1 protein-coding gene is annotated in these 232 nt (G+C 57.3%); it reads right to left on the reverse strand.

Annotated features, from left to right (window positions below; all coding sequences use genetic code 11):
* The coding region (locus AC0IXR_RS25210; RefSeq protein ID WP_471762624.1) for a 5-oxoproline transporter, DUF979 family subunit at positions 1-232 on the reverse strand (232 nt) is incomplete at both ends.

The following is a 232-nucleotide window of genomic DNA, read 5'->3' on the forward strand; positions in this document are numbered from 1 at the left end:
CATCACTGGGAAAGCCGCGAAAGCGTTACCCATAATGAGGGTGAACAAGGCCATCCCAAGGCAGTAGACGCACACCGCTGCGAAGAGACTTTCTGAAGGAAGGATCCACGAGGTGATACGCCCCACCGCATCGCCGACACCGGCGTTGTTGAATAAGGTGCCAAGGGTCGCCAGGAACTGCGGCAAGATAGCTGCCCATCCGATATGACCGAGCAGTCGGTCTCCCTCTTTG

It is taken from the genome of Methylobacterium sp. AC832 (genome assembly GCF_979256025.1).